The organism is Comamonas sp. (genome assembly GCF_036666375.1).
In the GTDB taxonomy this organism is placed as follows: Bacteria; Pseudomonadota; Gammaproteobacteria; order Burkholderiales; family Burkholderiaceae_C; genus Comamonas.
On the sequence record NZ_JAVWWA010000005.1, the window covers coordinates 66811 to 87676 of the forward strand.

Consider the following 20866-nt stretch of genomic DNA (forward strand, 5'->3'; position numbering starts at 1 on the left):
GGCGTGCAAAAAATTCACGCAGGCGCGCTGGTCGTTGCACGGCCCCTGACGCTACGATGGCGGCATGGATTCAGCCCTCAGCCAGATCACCGCGCGCGTGCGCGCCGCCGTTGCCGACCAGACCCCGTTGCGCCTGCGCGGCGGCGGCAGCAAGGACTTTCATGCGCGCGCGCTGACCGGGGAGGTCGTCGACACCCGCGAACTGCAGGGCGTGGTCAGCTACGAGCCCAGCGAGCTGGTCGTGACCGCGCGTGCGGGCACTTCGCTGGCCGAGCTGCAGTCGTTGCTCGCCGACCACGGTCAATGCCTGGCGTTCGACCCGCCGCATTTCTCCCAGGGCGCGACCGTCGGCGGCATGGTTGCCGCAGGCCTGAGCGGCCCGGCGCGCGCCAGCGTGGGCGCGGTGCGCGACTATGTGCTGGGCGTGGAGATACTCAACGGCCGCGCCGAGCTGCTGCGCTTTGGCGGCCAGGTGATGAAGAACGTCGCCGGCTATGACGTCTCGCGGCTGATGGCCGGCTCCTGGGGCACGTTGGGCCTGATCACCGAAGTCAGCCTCAAGGTGCTGCCGCAGGCGCCGGGCGAGGCCACACTGCGCTTCGAGTGCAGCCAGGCGCAGGCGCTGCAATGGCTCAACAACTGGGGCGGTCAGCCGCTGCCGCTCAACGCCAGCTGCTGGGTCGAGGATGCGGGCAAGGGCACTTTGTTCCTGCGCCTGCGCGGCGCCCAGGCCGCGGTGCAGTCAGCCTGCCAGACGCTGGGCGGCGAGCGCCAGGACAATGCCCAGGTGGCCGCGGATTGGGATGCGTGCCGCGACCACCGTCTGCCCTGGTTCAACGACCGGCTGGCCCGGCCCGAGCTTGCGCTGTGGCGCCTGTCGGTGCCGGCCCAGGCGCCCGTGCTGGCGCTGCCCGAAGGGGCGATCGGCCCGCTGGTCGAATGGCATGGCGCGCTGCGCTGGGTGCAGGCGCCGCGCAGCCTCGGCCCCGCGCTGCAGGCGCTCGCGGCCCGGGCCGGCGGCACGGCGCAGATGTTCCACGCCGAAGCCACTCCCGTGGCCGCGGCACATGCCGCGCCAGCGCCCATGCAGCCCGCGCTCGCGGCGCTGCAGGCGCGTCTGCAGCAGGCCTTTGATCCGGCCGGCATTTTCAACCCCGGGCGGCTGCAGCCGCTCGCCTGAGCCAGGTCTTCAGAAGACATTAGCCATGCAAACCCAACTCGCCCCCGCCTACCGCGGCACGCCCGATGGCGCCGAGGCCGAAGCCATTCTGCGCAAATGCGTGCACTGTGGCTTCTGCACCGCGACCTGTCCGACCTATCAATTGCTGGGCGATGAACTCGACGGCCCGCGCGGCCGCATCTACCTGATCAAGCAGGTGCTCGAAGGCCAGACGCCGACGCGCGCCACGCAGCTGCACCTGGACCGCTGCCTGACTTGCCGCAACTGCGAAAGCACCTGCCCCAGCGGCGTGCAGTATGGCCATCTCGTCGACATCGGCCGCAAGGTGGTCGATGCCCAGGTCGAGCGTCCCGTGGGCGAACGCCTCACGCGCTGGGCGCTCAAGGAAGGCCTGTCCTCGCCGCTGTTCGGCCCGGCCATGAAGCTGGGCCAGGCCGTGCGCCCGCTGTTGCCCAAGGCACTGCAGGCCAAGGTCACGGCGCCGCTGGCGGCCGGTGCCTGGCCCACGCGCGAGCATGCGCGCAAGGTGCTGCTGCTGGCCGGCTGCGTGCAGCCCGCGATGCTGCCGCGCATCAACTTTGCAACGGCGCGCGTGCTCGACGCGGCCGGCATCCAGACGGTGATTGCCCCCAAGGCCGGCTGCTGCGGCGCGGTGAAGTTCCACCTCAACGACCAGGACGGCGCAAAGGTGCAGATGCGCGCCAACATCGACGCCTGGTGGCCCCAGGTCGAAAGCGGCGCGGTCGAAGCCATCGTGATGAATGCCTCGGGCTGCGGCGCGACCGTGAAGGATTACGGCCATGTATTGCGCGACGATCCCGCCTATGCGGACAAGGCCGCGCGCATCAGCGCGCTCACGCGCGACCTGAGCGAGCTGCTGCCCGAACTGCTGCCCGAGCTGGCCCAGCGCCTGCAGGGCCGGATCGAAGCGCCCGCGGGCGTGATGGCCTACCACCCGCCCTGCACGCTGCAGCACGGCCAGAAGCTGCGCGGCGGCGTGGAAACCTACCTCGGGCAGCTGGGCTTCCAGCTGCGCGTGGCGCGCACCGAGTCGCATCTGTGCTGCGGCTCGGCCGGCACCTACTCGGTGCTGCAGTCCGAAATCTCCGGCCAGCTGCGCGAACGCAAGCTCGGAGCGCTGGGCGAAGCCTGCGGCGAGGCGCCGCCCGTGGCCATCCTCTCGGCCAACATCGGCTGCATCACCCATCTGCAAAGCGGCACCGAAGTGCCCGTGCGCCACTGGATCGAAGTGCTGGACGAAGCACTTCCCGCGCATTGATTGTGTGGCCTGCGGGCCGCATTGCGGCCGCGGCAGAGACAACGCCACTGTGCGGCGATTGCCAATGCTGGCATGATGCGAGGTTGTCTTTTATTTCACTGAGCTGCGCTACGCCATGACTGATCCCGTGTCTGAACCACAAGAACAGAATGCTGCGACCCCGGCCACCGGGGACGCCCCCGTTGCCGCCGCCTCGCAGGCTGACACCGGCGCTGATGCTTCCGCGGCCGGCACCCCGGCGGCCGGCGCCCCGGCCGCTGATTCTTCCCGTCCTCCTCGCAGCCGCGGCGGCCGTAGCCGTGGTGGCCGCGGCCGTGGCGGCAACGCCGGCGCGCAGGCGCCCGCAGCCGACCGTGCGGCCCAGCGCCCTGCGCAGCGTCCCGCTCAGGAAGAGCGCGCGCCCCGCAGCCAGCATCCGCTGCTGCTGAAACTGGCCACGCTCTATCCCCAGCTGTTCGGCGAAACGCCCCAGCCCATGAAGCGCGGCATTTTCCAGGACCTGCTGGATGCCCAGCCCGAAGCTTTCGACCGCGATGGTCTCAAGGTCGCGCTGTCCATCCACACGCGTTCGTCGCGCTACCTCACGGCCGTGGCCGCGGGCCAGCCGCGCCATGACCTGCAGGGCCAGGCCGTCGAGGCCATGGCGCCCGAGCATGTGCACCACGCGCTGCTCGAAGTGTTCCGCCGCCGCCAGCAGCGTTCCAACGAGGACCTGCGTCCCAAGCTGGTCAACCGCATCATCCAGGCATTCGAAGCCTCGGGCCTGAGCCGTGAAGCCTACGCCGAGCGCGTGCAGACGCGCGACGACGCAACCAACGCCCTGGTCGATGAAGCGCTGGCGCAGGCCGCCGAGCGCGCGGCCAAGGACGAAGCCCTGCTGCGCGCCTTCGAGGCCAGCGGCCAGGACATCGCCGCCTTTGCCGACATGTACGGCATGGTCGCGCGCACGGTCGCCCAGACCGTCGAGCGCGCGCGCCGCCGCAAGGCGCTGGTGGCGGAGACTGCTGCGGCAGCCGATGCTGCGGCGGCCGAAGCCGCGGCAGCCGAAGCCGCTGCTGCCGAGGCACCTGCGGCCGACGCTGCCTGATCTGCGGCGGCCGCAAGGCCTGCGCTCCATCAAGCCCTGTGCGCGCCAGCGTCCAGGGCTTTTTTCATGCGGCGTTCAATGCCGCTTCGATGTCCTTGGCGAGCTTGGCCGGTGCATCCTGGGGCGCATAGCGCTGCAGCACCTGGCCGTCGCGGCCCACCAGGAACTTGGTGAAATTCCATTTGATGGCCTTGCTGCCCAGCAGCCCCGGCGCCTGGGCTTCGAGCCAGCGGTACAGCGGGTGGGCGCCGGCGCCGTTGACCTCGATCTTCTGCATCAGCGGAAACTGCACGCCGAAATTGCGTTCGCAGAAAGTCGCGATCTCGTCGGCGCTGCCCGGCTCCTGGTGGCCGAACTGGTTGCAGGGAAAGCCCAGCACCGTGAGGCCCTGACCGGCGTACTGCGCATGCAGCGCCTGCAGCCCCGCGTACTGGGGCGTGAAGCCGCAGGCGCTGGCGGTATTGACGATCAGCAGCACGCGGCCCTGGTAGCGCGACAGCGGCACTTCGTTGCCCTGGATGTCGGTGGCGGTGAAGTCGTTGATCGAGGTGGCTTGGGTGTAGCCCATGGAATGTCCTTCGCAGTGCAGCACGGCCTGCAAGCTTAACCCTGGTGGCCGGCGAGCGGTTGTGCGCCTATGCGCTGGCCCGGTGCGCGCGCGCGCGCCGTGGCCGCCAGCAGCGCGGCCAGCAGGATCAGCGCGCCGCCGGCGAGCGTGCGCGCGGGCAGCTCGGCCGAAGCCAGCCAGACCGCGGAGACGCTGGCGAACAGCACTTCGGACAGCATGACCACCGAAGTGACGCTGGCCGGCAGCCGCGTCGCGCCATATTGCAGCGCCCAGTTGCTCAGCAGCATCAGCAGCGCCATGGCGCCGGCGATCAGCAGCCAGGGTGCCTGCGGCGCGGGCAGGCCGGGCGCCAGGCCCAGCGTCCAGGCCAGCGCCGCGGCCGCGGCGCCCATGATCGTGCAGCCGGCAAACATCGCCAGCATCCGCGCCTGCCCGGGCAGCGCATGCATGCGGCGCAGGTTGACGTTGGTCAGCGCGAACATGAAGCCGCCCAGCACGGCCAGCCCGTCGGCCAGCGACAGGCCGGTGAACAGGCCCTGGCGCGCGCCGTCGGCCGGCAGCAGCACCAGCACCACGCCGGAAAAGGCCAGCACCAGCCGCACCAGGGCCATCGGCGTGGGGCGTTCGCCCAGCAGCTTCCAGGCCAGCAGCACGGCCCAGGCGGGCATCAGATAGAACAGCAGGATCACGCGCACCACGTCGCCCACGGTCACGGCCCAGTTGAATGCGACATTGGTCAGCCCCGAACTCAGCGCCAGCAGCAGCAGCACCGGGTGGGCCAGCGCGCTGCGCCAGCTGCCCGGGCGCAGCAGCAGCAGACCGACCAGCGCCGCCCCATACATCAGCGCCGTGGCCCAGAGCGGGTGCAGGCCGGCCGCGTGCAGCTGGCGCAGCGGCCACCAGGAAAGGCCCCAGATCAGGGCGTTGAGCAGCAGGGCCAGTATGGGCAGGGGAGAGCGCATGGGAAGCAGACGTGGAAACGGCCAGCGCCTGCCTTGGCAGGCAGGCGCTGGCCGTTGGGGAAAAATCAGTGGTTGTCGTCCTGGCGGGCGATCTTGCGCAGGCGCACGACTTCGCGCGGGTAGCGGCGGCAGTTGTAGGCATGCCAGCGGCCAATGCACCACATGATGCCGGCGACGGCCACGCCAAACAGCGTGATCGCGCCGAACGCCGACAGTCCGAGCTTGGTCGACAGGCTGTAGAACGCGCCCAGCAGCAGGATGCAGGCCTGTTCGTTGAAGTTCTGCACGGCGATGGAGCGGCCCGCGCCCATCAGGTTGTGGCCGCGGTGCTGCAGCAGCGCGTTCATGGGCACGACCAGGAAGCCGCCCAGCCCGCCCAGCAGGATCAGGAACGGCACGGCGATCCAGATGGTGTCGATGAAGTTCATGCAGATCACCAGCACGCCCATGGCAATGCCCAGCGGGATCACGCGGGTGGCGGTCTCGAGCTTCATGTAGGTGGAGGCGGCGACCGCGCCCACGGCCGTGCCTATGGCGACCACGCCGACCAGCGATGACGCCTGCGTGGTGCTGTAGCCCAGCGCCGCGGCGCTCCAGGCGAGCACGATGTAGCGCAGATTGCCCGAGACGCCCCAGAACAGCGTGGTGGTCGACAGCGAGATCTGGCCCAGCTTGTCGGTCCACAGGCGCTGGCTGCAGTTCCAGAAATCGGGCAGCAGCGCCAGCGCATTGCTCAGCAGGCTTTTGCTCGGGTCCTGGCGCAGCGGGCGCATGGCGACGCCGGTCAGCGGAATGCGGGTGTTGATCCAGGCGGCAAGCACGTAGACCAGCACCAGCGCGGCAATCGACGCTTCGGCGGCGTTCTGCACGCCGGGCAGGTTCAGCGACAGCAGATAGCCCGACAGCACCGGCCCGACCAGCTGGCCGCCGAGCAGCACGCCCAGGATGATCGAGGTGATGGTCAGGCCTTCGATCCAGCCGTTGGCCTTGACCAGCTGCGACGCGGGCAGCAGTTCGGTCAGGATGCCGTACTTGGCGGGCGAATAAGCGGCCGCGCCCAGGCCGACGACGGCATAGGCCATCAGCGGATGGTGGCCGAACAGCATCATCAGACAGCCCACGACCTTGATCGCGTTGCTGAAGAACATGACGCGGCCCTTGGGCAGGGCGTCGGCGAATGCACCGACAAACGGCGCGAGTATCACGTAGAACAACGCGAACATGGGCACCAGGGCGGCACGTTGCCACTCGGGTGCGCCGCCGGTGCGCAACAGCTCCACGGCGGCCACGAACAAGGCATTGTCGGCCAGCGAGCTGAAAAACTGCGCCGACATGATGGTGTAAAAACCGCGCTTCATTGAATGGCTGGAACGGACATCAGCAAAGCCTTTGCCGGGATATTGTTGGACTCAAACGCAGTAACGGTTGGTTATAACACGCAGCTTTCGCCCAGCAATGCCAGAATTCCCTCTCTCTGATTGCTTCTGAACCATGCCGCGTCCTATCCTTGCCACCATCCATTCCGGCGCCTTGCGCCACAATCTCGAGCGCGTGCGCCAGGCCGTGCCGGATGCCAAACTGTGGGCGGTCATCAAAGCCAATGCCTACGGGCACGGTATAGAGCGCGTTTTTGACGCGCTGCGCGGCGCCGACGGCTTTGCCTTGCTGGACCTTTCCGAGGCCGAACGCGTGCGCCAGCTGGGCTGGCGCGGACCCATCCTGCTGATCGAAGGCGTGTTCGAGCCGCGCGATCTGGAGCTGTGCTCGCGCCTGGGCCTGTGGCATGTCGTGCATTGCGACGAGCAGATCGACTGGCTGGCCGCGCACAAGACCCAGGTCGGCCACCGCGTGTTCCTCAAGATGAACTCGGGCATGAACCGGCTGGGCTTTCCTGCCGCGCGCTACCGCTCGGCCTGGGCAAGGCTCAATGCGCTGACACAGGTCGATGAAATTTCGTTCATCAGCCATTTCAGCGACGCCGACGGCCCGCGCGGCGTGGGCCACCAGCTCGCGGTCTTCCACGAGGCGACGCGCGACCTGCCCGGCGAGCGCAGCCTGTGCAACAGCGCCGCGACGCTGGCGCTGGCGGCGGACGCACAGGTGCGCTGCGACTGGGTGCGCCCGGGCATCGTGCTCTACGGCAGCGCGCCCGACTACCCGCTGCACAGCGACCAGGACTGGGCATTGGAGCCCGCAATGACGCTGGCCACGCGCGTGATCGGCGTGCAGCAGCTGCAGGCCGGCGATACGCTGGGCTATGGCTCGACCTTCACCGCCGAAGGACCGATGACGGTGGGCGTGGTCGCCTGCGGTTATGCCGACGGCTACCCGCGCTCCTGCGGCACGGACACGCCGGTGCTGGTCAACGGCCAGCGCACGCGCGTGCTCGGGCGCGTCAGCATGGACATGCTCAATGTCGACCTGACGCCGGTCGAAGGCGCGGGCATGGGCAGCGAAGTCACGCTGTGGGGCAAGGCGTCGACGGGCGAGCGCCTGTCGATAGACGAAGTCGCGCGCGCCGGCGGCACGCTGGGCTATGAGCTGATGTGCGCGGTGGCGCCGAGGGTGACGGTGATTGTTGATTGAGAGAGGGCCGTTCAACCTTCGACGCGGCCGGCGAGGCAGGCTCAGCGCGAACGGGGTTTCGAAGCCCGCTCGGTTCGGCCTCTGCCGTTCGCCCTGAGCCTGTCGAAGGGCGTTTCAGGGCGTGGCGCAAATTGCCCTGCTGAAGCACCTGCTCCCCTGTGTTGCTCTGGGCGAGCAGCAAAAGTCCTTATTCCGACGCGTGGAGATTCGCCAGCATGCGCGCCAGCAAGCCCTGCAGCACCTGCTGCTCGGCGGGCGAAAAGCCGTCCAGCATCTGGGCGGTGATGCCGCGCCGGCGCGCGCCCATGCCCTCGAACACCGCCTGGCCCGCGGGGCTCAGCTTGAGACAGCGGCTGCGCGCGTCCTGGGCGTGGGGCACGCGTTCAAGCCAGCCTTTTTCCTCCAGCATGCCCAGCAGGCGCGCGATCTGCGCCTTGTCGGTGCCGCTGTGCTCGACCAGATCCTTTTGCGTGCGCATGGGATGGCGGCCGACAAACAGCAGCGCGCGCATTTCGTTGGGCGTGAGTTCGGCCTGCATGGCGGCGCGCATGCGATGGCGGTAGGCATGCATCAGGTCATGCATGGCGTCGAACACATCGGCAGGGTTTTGGGTATTCATCGTGTATTTATAGTTGACAAAATCAACGAGATCGCGGATATTTCGTTGACTAAATCAACATTTTACGCCAGAGGCCTGAATGACTACTCCTTCTTCCGAGACACTGCTGCGCGTCGAGCGCCAGCGCCATCCGTTTGCCGCGCGCCACCTGCAGTTGCTGGCGCGCGAACAAGTCAGCCCCGGCTTCGTGCGCGTGACGCTGGGCGGCCCCGAGCTGGCCGGCTTCGCCAGCACCGGCTTTGACGACCACCTCAAGTTCATCCTGCCCCAGCAAGGTCTGGAGCGCCCCAATCTGCCAGCCATCGTCGACGGCCGCCCCAGTTTCGAAGGCGAGCGCCCGACCACGCGCGACTACACGCCCGTGAGCTGGGACGCGCAGCGCAATGAACTGGTGCTCGAGTTCGCGCTGCACAACACCGGCCCGGCGGCCGACTGGGCGCTCAACGCGCCGCTGGGCCAGTGGGTCGGCGTTGCCGGCCCGCGCGGCAGCCTGCTGATTCCCAAGGAGTTCGAATGGCACTGGCTGCTGGGCGACGAAAGCGCGCTGCCGGCCATCGAGCGCCGCCTGGCCGAGCTGCCGCCCACGGCCCAGGTCACGGTGCGCATCTGCGTGGCCGATGCGCGCGACCAGCGGCCGCTGGCCAGCAACGCCCGCATCGACCTGCAGTGGGTGGATTCGCTGACGGCCGCGGCCGAGCAGCTGGCGCTGCCCGCGGGCGAGGGCTTCATCTGGGCCGCGGGCGAGCACAACGACATGGCGGCGCTGCGCCGCGTCGTGCTGGCCAAGCCCGGCGTGGATGCCAAGCGCATGCGCATTGCCGCCTATTGGAAGCGCGGCGAGATCGCCCATCACGCAGAACTCAACGAAGGCTAAGGGCCGGCCCCGGGGCGATATGCTCGCCCCATGGCCAAAGAGAAAACCCAATATGTCTGCAATGCCTGCGGCGCGACCAGCCCGCGCTGGCTGGGCAAGTGTCCGTCCTGCGGGGCCTGGAATTCGCTGATCGAGTCGGTCTCCGAGTCGGCCAGCGGCGGCAAGAACCGCCTGAGCGCACCCCAGGGCTATGCGGGCCTGGCCAATGCCCAGCCGGTCACGCCGCTGTCGGCGATCGAAGCCACCGATGTGGCGCGCACGCCCAGCGGCATCGATGAGCTCGACCGCGTGCTCGGCGGCGGCATCGTCGAAGGCGGCGTGGTGCTGATAGGCGGCGATCCGGGAATCGGCAAGTCGACATTGCTGTTGCAGGCGCTCGATGCGCTGCACCGCAAGGGCCTGCCCACGCTGTATGTCACCGGCGAGGAAAGCGGCGCGCAGATCGCGCTGCGCTCGCGCCGCCTGGGCCTGGACAACAGCCAGGTGCAGGTGCTGGCCGAGATCCAGCTCGAGAAGATTCTCGCCACGCTCGAAGCCAACCAGCCCGCGGTGGTGGTGATCGACTCCATCCAGACCGTGTATTCCGACCAGCTGTCCTCGGCGCCGGGCTCGGTGGCCCAGGTGCGCGAATGCGCGGCGCATCTGACGCGCGCCGCCAAGACCACGGGCATCTGCGTGGTGCTGATCGGCCATGTGACCAAGGAAGGCGCGCTCGCCGGCCCGCGCGTGCTCGAGCATATGGTCGACACCGTGCTGTACTTCGAGGGCGACACGCACAGCAACTTCCGCCTGGTGCGTGCGATCAAGAACCGCTTTGGCGCCGTCAACGAGATCGGCGTGTTCGCGATGACGGAGAAAGGCCTCAAGGGCGTGACCAACCCCAGCGCGATCTTCCTGAGCCAGCATTCCGAGCCCGTGCCGGGCAGCTGCGTGCTGGTCACGCTCGAAGGCACGCGGCCCATGCTGGTCGAGATCCAGGCGCTGGTCGACCAGGGCGGGCCCAGCCCGCGCCGGCTCTCGGTGGGCCTGGACAAGGACCGCATGGCGATGCTGCTGGCGGTGCTCAACCGCCATGCGGGCGTGGCCTGCGCCGACCAGGATGTGTTCGTCAACGCGGTCGGCGGGGTGCGCATCAACGAGCCTGCAGCTGACCTGGCAGTGATGTTGGCGATCACTTCGAGTCTGCGCGGCAAGGCGCTGCCGCGCGGCTTCTTCGCGTTTGGCGAAGTCGGGCTGGCCGGCGAAGTGCGGCCCGCGCCGCGCGGCCAGGAACGGCTCAAGGAAGCCGCGAAGCTGGGCTTCACCCTGGCCGTCGTGCCCAAGGCGAATGCGCCGAAAAAGGCGATTCCCGGGCTGACGATTCACGCCGTGGAGCGCGTCGACGAGGCCATGAACATCGTGCGTGGAATCAGCTGACGCGCGGTTTTCAGGGGTATACGCACTCACCACAACCCCAAAGTCCAGCGTCCATAAGACAATTGCGGCCATGAATTTGCGCAAAATCTGGGTCCCGGTGGGACTGGCAGTGCTGTTGATCGCTGCCCATCAAACTTACGGCTGGCTGGGCGTTGCCGCGGCCGGCGGCGGCATCGTCATGTGGCTGCTGCTGCACTTCAACCGGCTGATGTCGGTGGTGCGCAAGGCGTCGCAGCAGCCCATAGGCTATGTCGCCAGCGCCGTGATGCTCAACGCCAAGCTGCGTCCGGGCGTGAACATGATGCATGTGGTGGCGATGACGCGTTCGCTGGGCAAGCAGCAGACGCCGCAGGGCGAGCAGCCCGAAATCTTCCGCTGGACCGACGGCTCGCATTCGCATGTGGACTGCACGTTCGACCACGGCCGCCTCGTGTCCTGGCAGATGTACCGTCCCCCGCAGGACGATGCCCCCACCCCCGCGATAGAACACACGCCCACGCCGTAGAATCTCCTTTTTGCGATCTTGCACAAAGGATTTCCATGAGCTCCGCAGTTCCCTCGATGGCCGACCGTGACGGCAAAATCTGGATGGACGGCCAATTGGTCGAATGGCGTGACGCCAAGGTCCATGTGCTCACGCATACGCTGCATTACGGTTGCGGCGCCTTCGAGGGCGTGCGCGCCTATGAGACCGACAAGGGCACGGCCATCTTCCGGCTCGAAGACCATACCAAGCGGCTGTTCAACAGCGCCAAGATCCTGCGCATGAACATTCCGTTCACCCAGGAGCAGGTCAACGCGGCCCAGGTCGAAGTCGTGCGCGCCAATAAGCTCGCCTCGTGCTACCTGCGTCCGCTGACCTGGATTGGCGACAAGAAGCTGGGCGTCTCGCCCAAGGGCAACGACATCCACCTGATGGTCGCTGCCTGGGCCTGGGGCGCCTACCTCGGCGAGGAAGGCATGGCGCGCGGCATACGCGTCAAGACCAGCAGCTACACGCGCCACCATGTGAACATCACCATGAGCCAGGCCAAGGCGGTGAGCAACTACACCAACTCCATCCTGGCCAATACCGAAGCCCTGGACGACGGCTACGACGAAGCGCTGCTGCTGGACGCGGCCGGCTTCGTGTCCGAAGGTTCGGGCGAGAACATCTTCATCGTCAAGGACGGCGTGGTCGTCACGCCCGACCTGTCGGCCGGCGCGCTCAACGGCATCACGCGCAACACCGTGTTCGCGATCTGCAAGGACCTGGGCCTTGAAGTGCAGCAGCGCCGCATCACGCGCGACGAGGTCTACATCAGCGACGAGGCCTTCTTCACCGGCACGGCCGCCGAAGTCACGCCTATCCGCGAACTCGACCGCATCGCGATCGGCGCGGGCAGCCGCGGCCCGATCACGCAGAAAATCCAGGCGGCCTTCTTTGACATCGTCAACGGCCGCAACCCCAAGTACGCACACTGGCTCACGCTGGTGTAAGCGGTTTTTTTCCCAGCCCCCCGAGACAAGAGACTCCCCATGACCCAAGCCGTCGTAGAACTGGCCGCCAAAGAACTCAACAGTTATGGCGGCGTGTACTGCCCCAGCCCGCGCGCTGACATGAAGCTGTGGAACAGCCACCCCAAGGTCTACCTGGATATCGCCCATACGGGTGAAGCCAAGTGCCCCTACTGCGGCACCGTGTACCGCCTCAAGGAAGGCGAAGTCGTGGGCCACGGCCACTGACTTTCGCTGTTGAACGGTAGCAAAAGGGGCCTTGGGCCCCTTTTTGTCACCCCGGCTTTTTTTGAAGGACCACGCCGTGCGCGTACTGCATTTTGTGACCGGAGGTTTCTCCGGCGCGACCCAGGTCGCGGTCGACCTGTGTCTGGCCGCGCGGCGCAGCCAGTCCATGCCGGTGCTGCTGGTGCTGCGCCGCAAGCGCAACACCGACGCGGCGCGCGTGCAGGCGCTGCGCGACCAGGGCCTCGACGTGCGCGTCGTGCCCGGCTGGTCGCATGCGGCCACCATCTGGGCGCTGCGCAAGATTGCGCTCGAATGGAAGCCCGACATCCTCGTCGCCCATGGCTTCAGCGACCACCTGTGGGGCCGCTATGCGGGCCTGCTGGCCGGCGTGCCCAAGCTGGTGCATGTGGAGCACAACTCGCGCGAGCGCTACACCAGATGGCGCCTCAAGCAGGCGCTGTGGCTCGATGCGCGCAGCGCGGCCAGCGTGGGCGTGTCGCGCGGCGTGCGCGACCGGCTGCTCGAGCTGGGCTTTGCGCGCGAACGCTGCGTCGCCATTCCGAACGGCATAGATCTGGCGCGCTTTCCCGCCGACCAGCTCCAGCCCTGGGCGCAGCGCGCGCCGGCCATCGTCATGGCCTCGCGCTTCGCGCGCCAGAAGGACCATGCGACGCTGATCGAGGCGCTGGCGCTGCTGGCCGAGCAGGGCCTGCGCCCGCGGCTGCACCTGGCCGGCGGCGGCAAGCCGCGGCTGCGCGACCAGGCCCAAGCATTGGTCGACAAGCTGGGGCTGGGCGCCCAGGTCGAGTTCATGGGCCAGGTCGCGCAGCTGCCGCAGTTCCTCATGCGCCAGCAGATATTCGTGCTGTCGACCCACTACGAAGGCATGCCGCTGGCGCTGACCGAAGCCATGGCCGCGGGCTGTGCCTGCATAGGCAGCGATGTGGTCGGGGTACGCGAAGTGATCGATCCGGGCCGCACCGGGCTGCTGGTGCCCGAAGGCGACGCCGCGGCGCTGGCCCAGGCGCTCAGGACGCTGCTCGACCAACCTGAATACGCCCGGGCGCTGGCCCAGGCCGCGCGCGCCGAGGCCGAAGTGGCGTTCGATGTGTCGGTGATGCAGGCCGGCTACGAGGCGCTGCTGCGGCGCGTGCATGCGGGGGCAGGGGTCGGGGCTTCGACAGGCTCAGCCCGAACGGTCTTATAGGGGCCGGTTCAGTCCGAATGCAGCCCTGCTACAGACGGGACTGCGTGCGCCTATGGCGCGCATTGCCCAGGCTAAGCCCCAGTTTCATCGCGAACTTGCGTAATTTCTGGCGCAGCGGCACACGCGGCTTCTCGCTCCAGATCGAGCTGACGAAGCTGGTCTCATCGAGTATCAGCAGCGAAGGCACGGTGCCCAGGATGCGCAAGTCGTTTTCCCACCAGAACCGCAGGTCCACGTCTATGGGCCGGCCGAACGGCACGCGCGTGGCCAGCAGCTTGGCCGCGCCCGCGCGGCTGACCACATAGCCGGCCGTCATGCTGGGAACGCGCTGGTATTCGACCAGCGCGACATCGGACAGCAGCGGGCGCTGGCTGCGCACTTTCTCCTGCACCCGGCCCAGCAGCTTGACCATGTCCCAGGGAATGTCGAGCGCGGCAATGGCGGCGATGCCGTCGGCCAGCCGGTCGTCCAGGCGCACGTCGTCCTCGAGCACCACCATGGCCGGCGCATCGCTGGCCAGCAGCTGGCGCCAGGCCTGGATATGGCTTGCATAGCAGCCTTTCTCGCCGTTCACCAGCGGCTTGTAGTACTGGGCGCGGTTGAGTTGCGCGCTGTAGAGCGCATCCTGCTCGGCGGCGGGCAGGTCGGCCCACCAGACAGCGTGCAGGCGTTCGCCCTGCAGGTTCAGGCGTGCCAGTTCGGCTTCGAGCCGTGCGCGGCGTTCGGCATCGCGCTCGAGGTTGACGAAGACCAGCGGCAGTGAGGAAGCTTTGTCGGCCATGGGTTTCACTTCCACAGGCGCTTCCACCACGGGCGACGGCGCGGCGGCTGGCCGCTTTCCGCGGCCTGCAGCTGCTCGACGATTTCGAGGTAGTGGCGGAAGTTCAGCGGCCGGTCTGCAAGCACGTCGTCAGCAACCGCATGGAAAATGGCTTCGTACGCGGGCTTGCGCGATTCGAACAGATGGAAGAAGTCGCGCTCGCCGTAGAAAGTGCCTATGCCGAACACGCCTTCGTTGCCCAGCGACCATTTGGGAAGCAGGCAGGCGCTCACGGCCGGCATGACCACGGGAATGCCGGCTTCGCGCGCCAGCACCGACATCACTTCGGCCGCGTCGTGGAGCTTGCTCGAGCGCATCGTGGGCCGGCCCAGTTGCATCCACATACTCTTGCGGAATGCCATGAACATCGGCCCCGCATACACTTGCGTGCCTTGCTTGTGGTTGGAGAACTGTGCGAGCCCGAAAAGCGCACCGTTTTCAGCGTGCTGGACGGCCGCGAGGTACGCCGCCCGATTCAGCGCGAACGCGTCGATGTCGCAGAACACCACGATGTCCTCGGGTGCGAGCCGCTCGATGACTTCGTTCATCCACAGGCCATGGGGCTGCTGGTCGGCACGCTCCTGCTGCAGCGGTATGTCCAGATGCGCGAAGACTTCGCGCTGCTTGGACAGGATGCTGGCGGGAATGTTGTCCCAGTACATGGCATGGACGGTAGGAAATTTCATAGTCAAATTGTTACTCAATACAGCCGCTGAAAGGCGCGCAGCCCGGTGCATGCCGACTTGGGGCTTTCCTGAGCGAGCAGGGCCGGCGGCAATGCCGCCATTAAAAACCGTTTTCTATTCCCCCCGGTATTTTCTCTATGACCTTTGATACCCGCCGCATGCAGGCGCTTTTCGAATCTGCCGCCCTGGTCTGCCTGGTCGTGGTCTTCCTGTCGTTTCCCGTGGCGATGGCGCTCGCATATATCGCGATGGCGCTGGCCTTGCTGTTCGGGCTGCTCAGCGGCCGGATCTGGCAGCGCTGGCCCACGGTGCGCCGCGCCCCCGTGGTCTGGGCGGCGCTGGGGCTTTACGCCCTGATGCTGCTGGGCATCCTGTACACGCCCGCAAGTCACGACGACATCGTGCTGCACCTGTCCAAGTACAGCAAGCTGCTGCTGGTGCCGGTGTGCATCGCGCTGCTGGCCGAGAGCGTCTGGCGCCGGCGCTGCGTCGATGCCTTCGTGCTGGCCATGCTGTTCATCCTGGGCTCGGTCTACGCCAACATCTTCTGGGACCTGCCCTGGTCGCGCACCCACAACCTCGGCTGGGGCCAGGACCACACGGTGATCGGCGACTACATCACGCAGAACGTGATGATGACGTTCTTCGTCGTGCTGGCGCTGGACCGGGGCCTGCGCGCCGGCGCGGCCTGGTGGCGGCGCGGCGCCTGGTGGCTGGTGGCGCTGCTGGGCGCGCTGAGCATCACCCATCTGTCGAGCGGGCGCACGGGCTATCTGCTGCTGATGGTGGCGCTGTTTGCCTTCCTGCTGCTGGCCACGCAGGGCTGCAAGCGCTGGCTCGCGCTGGGCATACTGGCGCTGGGTCTGCTCACGGTGGTGGCGACCTCCACCGAAGTGCAGGAGCGCGTGAAGCTGGGCATCACCGAAGCGCGCAACAGCAAGAGCATGGAAATCACCAGCATCGGCGGGCGCATCAACTTCTGGAAGAACACCTGGTCGCTGGTCGAGCAAAAGCCCATCACCGGCTGGGGCACGGGCAGCTACCACGACACCTGGTGCGAGGAAGTCACGGCCGAAGGCTGGTGCGCGTTCGGCCGCTGGCATCCGCACAACCAGTACCTGTTCCTCTGGATGGAGAACGGCATTCTGGGTCTGCTCGCTTTCCTGGCGCTGATCGGCGCGCCGGTCTGGGCCGCGCGCCGCGCCCAGCCGCATCAGCGCCGCCTGCTGCTGAGCTTCGCGGTGATCCTGGCCGTCAACAGCCTGATCAATGCCTCGCTGTGGAGCTCGCGTGAAAGCCATTTCTTCGTGATGCTGCTGATCGTGCTGTGCGCCGATGCCTTGTACGGCGCCACGCCGCGGCCCGCGCAGGCGCGGCGCGCCGCGGACTGAGTTCAGGCCAGCGGCAGGCGCAGCACGAAACGCGCGCCGCCGCCTTCGCGCGCCTCGCAGCGCACGCTGCCGCCGTGGCGCTCGGCAATCGAGCGCACCAGGGCCAATCCCAGGCCGACCCCGCCCGAACGCTCGCTCGCGCCGGGCAGGCGGTAGAACTTCTCGAAGATGCGCTCGCGCTGATCGGCCGGAACGCCCGGGCCGCGATCGTCGACGCGGATTTCGGCCTGGCCGTCGATGCGCGCCAGCTCGAGCGTGATTTCGCCGTGGCTGTAGCGGCGCGCGTTCTCCAGCAGGTTGCGCACCGCGCGGCGCAGCAGCTTGGCGACGCCGGGCACTTCCAGTTCCGCGAGGTCCTGCAGCTGCAGTTCGGCGTCGACGCGCGCGCATTCCTCGGCGCTCAGGCCTATCAGGTCGACCGATTCCTCGGTGCCCACATCGACTTCGCGCGAGTCCAGCCGGCTGGCCAGCAGGATTTCGTCGACCAGTTGGTCGAGTTCGTTGACGTTGCGCAGGATTTCGGCGCGCGATGCCGGCGAAGGCTGGTTGCCCGACATCAGCTCCATGCCCATGCGTATGCGCGTGAGCGGCGAGCGCAGCTCGTGCGAGGCATTGGCCAGCAGCGATTTCTGCGAGGCCATCAGCGCCTCGATGCGCTCGGCCGAGGCGTTGAACTGGCGCGACAGGTCGGCCAGCTCGTCATTGCCCTGCACCGGCACGCGCGTCGCGAGGTCGCCTTCGCCAAAGCGCTGCACGCTGCGCTGCAGGTTTTCAAGCCGCTTGAGCAGCCGGCGGATGATGGGAAACACGCCCAGCGCCACGGCGACGCCGACCAGCGCCAGCATCCACAGGAAACCAAACGGCCGCAGCCAGAACGCTGCCGGGCCATGCGGCGGTGGGCGCTCGCCGCGCTGGGTGCGCGGCGCCATCTGCAGACTGAAGTTCTGGCCGTCGGCACCGGCGATATCGAAGCGCAGCCCTTCGGACGGATCGCCCGGACGGCGTATGCCCAGACCCTGGGCCAGCACCTGGCCGTCGGCGTCGCGCAGCACGATCTCGCGCGCCGGCGCGGCGCTGGCGCTGTTTTGCTGCGCATTGAATTCCGTCGCGGTCTGCCAGGCCCAGGCGACCAGCAGCGTCAGCACTGCCACGCCGCCGACCACGGCCAGCCAGATGCGCAGATACAGGCGGCGGGAAAAGAGGCGCAGCAGCGACATGGCTTCAGTCCTGCTGTTTGGCGAACACATAGCCCACGCCGCGCACCGTCAGGATGCGCTTGGGAGCCTTGGGGTCGACTTCGATGGCCGCGCGTATGCGGCCCATGTGCACGTCGATCGAGCGATCGAACGCCTCGAGCTCGCGCCCGCGCACGGCTTCCATGATCTGCTCGCGCGACAGCACGCGGCCCGCGCGCTCGGCCAGCGCGACCAGCAGGTCGAATTGATAGGAGGTCAGCTCGCAGAGCTGGCCGCCCACGGTCACGGTGCGCGCATCGCGGTCGATCTCCAGCGTGCCGAAGCGCAGCGCCTGGCTCGGCGCTTCGACCGCGCCATGGCCCTGGCGGCGCAGGATGGCGCGGATGCGCGCCAGCAGCTCGCGCGGCTCGAACGGCTTGGGCAGGTAGTCGTCGGCGCCGATTTCCAGGCCGATCACGCGGTCCATGGGGTCGCCCTTGGCAGTGAGCATCAGCACCGGCGTCTGCGCCGCGGGCCCGGGCAGGGCGCGGATGCGGCGGCAGACTTCGAGGCCGTCGATGTCGGGCAGCATCAGGTCCAGGATCACGAGGTCGGGCAGGGCCTGCGGGTCGGTCACCTGCAGCGCGGCCAGGCCGCTGAGGCCATCGCCACAGTGGTTGAGTTTCAGGCCGTTCTGGCCCAGATACTCGCCGACCATCTGCGCGAGCCGGGCGTCGTCTTCAATCATCAGCAGGTGGTGAACGCTCATGGGATCCGTCGAAGTGGGGGAGTAGGAGGGCAGGGCCATGCCTGCAATGGTGGCGCCAGGCTGTCACAGCGGCTTGTCGCCTGCGTAAAGATGGGGTAAATCTGCTGCGCGCGGCAACTCCCGTCAATCATGTGTCAGCGGCACGCGCGACGCGGCCCAGACCAGCAGCAGCACGGGCAGGCCCAGCAGCGCGGTGGCGGTGAAGAACGTCGCATAGCCGTGGGCATCGACAAAGACGCCTGAAAAGCCCGCAATCCACTTGGGCGCCAGCAGCATCATCGAGCTGAACAGCGCGTACTGCGTCGCCGAGTACTGCACATTGGTCAGCGCCGACAGGTAGGCGATGAACGCCGCCGAGGCAATGCCGCCGGCCAGGTTGTCGGCCGAGACCACGAACACCAGGCCCGTGAGGTCGTGGCCGCGCGTGGCCAGCAGCGCGAACAGCAAGTTGGTGACGGCCGATAGCAGCGCGCCCAGCATCAGCACGCGCATCACGCCCCAGCGCATGGCCATGGCGCCGCCGAGAAACGCGCCGGCCAGCGTCATGATCACGCCAAACACCTTGGTCACGGCCGCGACCTCGTCCTTGGTGAAGCCCATGTCCACATAGAAAGGGTTGGCCATGATGCCCATCACCACATCGCTGATGCGGTAGACGGCAATCAGCGCCAGGATCAGCGCGGCCTGCCAGCGGTAGCGGCGGATGAAGTCGGCAAACGGCTCGACCAGCGCGCCGCGCAGCCATTCGGCCGCATTGCGCGCGCGCGGCAGCGCGCGTGGCGCGGGCTCGCGCGACAGCAGCACCGTGACCACGCCCAGCAGCATGCTCGCGGCCATCACGCAGTAGGCGACCTGCCAGGCGTTGTGCATATAGCCCGTGGCATCGCCCTGGGTGCGCGCCGCGATCCACAGCACGCCCGCACCGGCCCAGATCATCGCCAGCCGATAGCCGGTCTGGTAGGTCGCCGCGAGCGCGGCCTGGCGGTCGGTATCGGCCGATTCGATGCGAAACGCGTCGAGCGCGATGTCCTGCGTCGCCGAGCCGAAGGCCACGGCCAGCGCGCACCAGACCACGGGCTGCAGGCTGGTCAGCGGGTCGTTGAACGCCATGCCGATCAGGCCGGCCATGACCATCAGCTGCGACAGCAGCAGCCAGCTGCGCCGGCGCCCCAGCCGGCGCGTGAGCAGCGGCAGCGGCAGATGGTCGACCAGCGGCGACCAGAGCCATTTGAATGCGTAGACCAGGCCCACCCAGCTCAGATAGCCTATGGTCGCGCGGTCCACGCCGGCCTCGCGCAGCCAGAACGACAGCGTGCCCAGCACCAGCAGCAGCGGCAGGCCCGCCGAAAAGCCCAGCGCCAGCATGCGCCAGCTTGCGGGCTCGCGGTAGACCCGCCAGGTATCGCGCCAGCTGCGGGTGGGAACGGGGCCGGAAGTCGGCACGGCTTGGGAGGTGGATTGGGTCATGTCGGTAAGAGCAGGCTGCGGGCCCATTATCGGCATGCTTTGCCGCCGCGTTCGCGCAAGCGCCGCGGTTGCGCCCTTGTCTGACGAGCGGCGGCGGCAGAACCGCTAGACTTTTGCGCATGCAGCACCACGACTTCCCCTCTCTCCCCCACGAAAGCGCGGCCCCCTGCCTGCGCTGTTGCGCTCCCGGCGCGAGCCTGTGGCAGGCGCGGCGCGCTTTCCTGCGTCTGGGCGGCGCGGCGGCGCTCGCGGGCGCGGGTGGGGCGGCGCTGGCCCAGGTCGACGTGGGCAGCGGTTCGCGCCTGCGCCAGCTCGTGCCCGCGCAGACGCTCGAAGAGGCGGCTGCCGAGCAGTACCAGCAGCTGCTTGCCAAGGCCAAGTCCCAGGGCGCGCTCGCGCCCGCGGGCAATCCCCAGCTCCAGCGCCTGCACGTGATTGCCCAGCGCCTGATTCCCTACGCCCAATCATGGAACGAGCGCGCGCGCTCCTGGCGCTGGGAAGTGAACCTGATAGGCAGCAAGGAAATCAACGCCTTCTGCATGCCCGGCGGCAAGATCGCGTTCTATACCGGCATTCTCGACAAGCTCGCGCTGACCGACGACGAGACCGCGATGATCATGGGCCACGAAATGGCGCATGCGCTGCGCGAACATTCGCGCGAGCAGCTCGCCAAGAGCCAGGCGACCAACATCGGCCTGTCGCTGGGCGCGCAGCTGCTGGGTCTGGGCGATCTGGGCAATGCGGCCGCCAAGGTGGGCGCGCAGCTGCTGAGCCTGCAGTTCAGCCGCTCGGATGAAAGCGACGCCGACCTCGTGGGCCTGGAAATGGCCGCGCGCGCGGGCTACAACCCGCAGGCGGCGGTCACGCTGTGGCAGAAGATGGGCAAGGAGACGGGCGGCAGCGGCGGCGGCCTGGCGTTTCTTTCGACCCATCCCAGCGGCCCGGACCGTATCCGCGAGCTGCAGCGCAATGTGCCCAAGGTGGATGGCCTGTATCGGCAGGCGAGGAAATAAGGCCCCCACGCTCCCTCACTGCGTGTGGTCGTGATGGGGGGG

The 20866-nt window shown here is 67.9% G+C and carries 21 protein-coding genes; 12 read left to right on the forward strand and 9 right to left on the reverse strand.

The genetic code is table 11. The features are described from left to right. The first annotated feature begins 64 nt into the window (after window positions 1-64). The 3 genes from glcE to RR928_RS02180 all read left to right on the forward strand — a co-directional run bounded on the left by glcE (window position 65) and on the right by RR928_RS02180 (window position 3546). Window positions 65-1180 carry a glycolate oxidase subunit GlcE gene (glcE, locus tag RR928_RS02170; RefSeq protein ID WP_332537807.1) on the forward strand — a complete coding sequence of 372 codons (1116 nt, stop codon included), beginning with the start codon at window positions 65-67 and terminating at the stop codon, window positions 1178-1180. 25 nt (window positions 1181-1205) lie between these two features. Next, a complete protein-coding gene (gene glcF, locus RR928_RS02175) occupies window positions 1206-2459 on the forward strand; it encodes a glycolate oxidase subunit GlcF (RefSeq protein WP_332548172.1) in 1254 nt (417 codons plus the stop codon). A 115-nt stretch (window positions 2460-2574) separates the two neighbouring features. After that, window positions 2575-3546 (forward strand): ProQ/FINO family protein, encoded by a 972-nt coding sequence (locus tag RR928_RS02180; RefSeq protein WP_332536941.1) that lies wholly within the window; start codon window positions 2575-2577, stop codon window positions 3544-3546. A gap of 64 nt (window positions 3547-3610) precedes the next feature. Here the strand turns inward: RR928_RS02180 and RR928_RS02185 are convergent, their stop codons facing one another. From RR928_RS02185 to lplT, 3 genes are all read right to left on the reverse strand, one after another. Continuing rightward, window positions 3611-4114, reverse strand: coding sequence for a glutathione peroxidase (locus RR928_RS02185; protein ID WP_332681363.1), 504 nt, complete (start codon window positions 4112-4114; stop codon window positions 3611-3613). Window positions 4115-4149: 35 nt separating this feature from the next. Further along, window positions 4150-5076, reverse strand: coding sequence for a DMT family transporter (locus RR928_RS02190; protein WP_332536943.1), 927 nt, complete (start codon window positions 5074-5076; stop codon window positions 4150-4152). A 65-nt stretch (window positions 5077-5141) separates the two neighbouring features. After that, the gene (gene lplT / locus RR928_RS02195; RefSeq protein WP_332548175.1) at window positions 5142-6434 is read right to left on the reverse strand and encodes a lysophospholipid transporter LplT; all 1293 of its coding nucleotides are present in this window, start codon (window positions 6432-6434) and stop codon (window positions 5142-5144) included. Between the two features lie 133 nt (window positions 6435-6567). Here lplT and alr point away from each other — a divergent pair, with 133 nt between their 5' ends. Further along, on the forward strand, window positions 6568-7662 hold the full coding sequence (gene alr, locus RR928_RS02200; protein ID WP_332536946.1) for an alanine racemase: 1095 nt from the start codon (window positions 6568-6570) through the stop codon (window positions 7660-7662). Between the two features lie 187 nt (window positions 7663-7849). Here alr and RR928_RS02205 read toward each other — a convergent pair whose 3' ends face one another. Beyond that, entirely contained in the window at window positions 7850-8281 is a 432-nt protein-coding gene (locus RR928_RS02205) for a MarR family winged helix-turn-helix transcriptional regulator (RefSeq protein ID WP_332536948.1), read from the reverse strand. Window positions 8282-8360: 79 nt separating this feature from the next. Here RR928_RS02205 and RR928_RS02210 point away from each other — a divergent pair, with 79 nt between their 5' ends. From RR928_RS02210 to RR928_RS02235, 6 genes are all read left to right on the forward strand, one after another. Further along, on the forward strand, window positions 8361-9155 hold the full coding sequence (locus RR928_RS02210; protein ID WP_332536950.1) for a siderophore-interacting protein: 795 nt from the start codon (window positions 8361-8363) through the stop codon (window positions 9153-9155). Between the two features lie 30 nt (window positions 9156-9185). Next, complete coding sequence (gene radA, locus RR928_RS02215; RefSeq protein ID WP_332536952.1) at window positions 9186-10571, forward strand: DNA repair protein RadA; 1386 nt, start codon at window positions 9186-9188, stop codon at window positions 10569-10571. Window positions 10572-10641: 70 nt separating this feature from the next. Then, on the forward strand, window positions 10642-11076 hold the full coding sequence (locus RR928_RS02220) for a glycerate kinase (RefSeq protein WP_332536954.1): 435 nt from the start codon (window positions 10642-10644) through the stop codon (window positions 11074-11076). Between the two features lie 35 nt (window positions 11077-11111). Next, complete coding sequence (locus RR928_RS02225; protein WP_332536956.1) at window positions 11112-12050, forward strand: branched-chain amino acid transaminase; 939 nt, start codon at window positions 11112-11114, stop codon at window positions 12048-12050. Window positions 12051-12089: 39 nt separating this feature from the next. Next, complete coding sequence (locus tag RR928_RS02230; RefSeq protein WP_332536957.1) at window positions 12090-12296, forward strand: zinc-finger domain-containing protein; 207 nt, start codon at window positions 12090-12092, stop codon at window positions 12294-12296. Between the two features lie 76 nt (window positions 12297-12372). Beyond that, window positions 12373-13503 (forward strand): glycosyltransferase, encoded by a 1131-nt coding sequence (locus RR928_RS02235; protein ID WP_332536959.1) that lies wholly within the window; start codon window positions 12373-12375, stop codon window positions 13501-13503. 28 nt (window positions 13504-13531) lie between these two features. Here RR928_RS02235 and RR928_RS02240 read toward each other — a convergent pair whose 3' ends face one another. Both RR928_RS02240 and RR928_RS02245 read right to left on the reverse strand, forming a co-directional pair. Continuing rightward, window positions 13532-14284: a glycosyltransferase family 25 protein gene (locus RR928_RS02240; RefSeq protein WP_332548559.1), complete on the reverse strand. Its 753-nt coding sequence runs from the start codon at window positions 14282-14284 to the stop codon at window positions 13532-13534. 5 nt (window positions 14285-14289) lie between these two features. After that, the gene (locus tag RR928_RS02245) at window positions 14290-15009 is read right to left on the reverse strand and encodes a hypothetical protein (protein ID WP_332536961.1); all 720 of its coding nucleotides are present in this window, start codon (window positions 15007-15009) and stop codon (window positions 14290-14292) included. A gap of 137 nt (window positions 15010-15146) precedes the next feature. Between RR928_RS02245 and RR928_RS02250 the strand changes: the two genes are divergently transcribed. After that, window positions 15147-16400: an O-antigen ligase family protein gene (locus tag RR928_RS02250; RefSeq protein WP_332536963.1), complete on the forward strand. Its 1254-nt coding sequence runs from the start codon at window positions 15147-15149 to the stop codon at window positions 16398-16400. Between the two features lie 2 nt (window positions 16401-16402). Here the strand turns inward: RR928_RS02250 and RR928_RS02255 are convergent, their stop codons facing one another. From RR928_RS02255 to RR928_RS02265, 3 genes are all read right to left on the reverse strand, one after another. Beyond that, complete coding sequence (locus tag RR928_RS02255; RefSeq protein WP_332536965.1) at window positions 16403-17617, reverse strand: ATP-binding protein; 1215 nt, start codon at window positions 17615-17617, stop codon at window positions 16403-16405. Window positions 17618-17621: 4 nt separating this feature from the next. After that, the gene (locus tag RR928_RS02260) at window positions 17622-18344 is read right to left on the reverse strand and encodes a response regulator transcription factor (RefSeq protein ID WP_332536967.1); all 723 of its coding nucleotides are present in this window, start codon (window positions 18342-18344) and stop codon (window positions 17622-17624) included. 123 nt (window positions 18345-18467) lie between these two features. After that, a complete protein-coding gene (locus RR928_RS02265) occupies window positions 18468-19811 on the reverse strand; it encodes an AmpG family muropeptide MFS transporter (protein ID WP_332536969.1) in 1344 nt (447 codons plus the stop codon). 119 nt (window positions 19812-19930) lie between these two features. Between RR928_RS02265 and RR928_RS02270 the strand changes: the two genes are divergently transcribed. Further along, on the forward strand, window positions 19931-20824 hold the full coding sequence (locus tag RR928_RS02270; RefSeq protein WP_332548562.1) for a M48 family metallopeptidase: 894 nt from the start codon (window positions 19931-19933) through the stop codon (window positions 20822-20824). Window positions 20825-20866: the final 42 nt, after the last annotated feature.